This is a genomic window from Kitasatospora sp. MBT66 (genome assembly GCF_000710405.2).
GTDB lineage: Bacteria > Actinomycetota > Actinomycetes > Streptomycetales > Streptomycetaceae > Kitasatospora > Kitasatospora purpeofusca.
In genome coordinates, this window is record NZ_JAIY01000007.1 from 295,192 (window position 1) to 295,572 (window position 381).

1 pseudogene is annotated in these 381 nt (G+C 82.4%); it reads right to left on the bottom strand.

Features of this window, described 5'->3' with window-relative positions:
* Positions 1-76 precede the first annotated feature (76 nt).
* Positions 77-381 (bottom strand): annotated as a pseudogene (locus tag BI06_RS50985) (hypothetical protein); the annotation flags it as partial.

Consider the following 381-nt stretch of genomic DNA (forward strand, 5'->3'; position numbering starts at 1 on the left):
GCCCCGGCCCCGGACCGTTCCCACGGTCCGGGGCCGGTGTGCTGCCGCGGCCCCGAGGGGTCGCGGCGGCGCGGCGTCAGGAGGTGGGGCAGTCCAGCGAGGGGTCGGTCTCGGCGGCGGCCCAGCAGGCCTCGGCCCGCTGCCAGTACTCCTCCTCGGAGAGGGCGGCGGACGGGCTCGGCGCGGGCAGCACCTGGGTGGGGCCGAAATGGCCGCCCCCGCCCCCACCACTGCCGGTGGTCGGCGGGGCGGTCGGGGTCCGGGTCGGGCCGGGGGCCGCGGTGGTGGTCCCGGCGGTCGGCGGGGCTGCCGGTGCGGTGGGCCCGGTGGACGGCGCGGGAGGTCCGGCCGGCGCGGTGGGCGGGAGTGTCGCCCCGGACC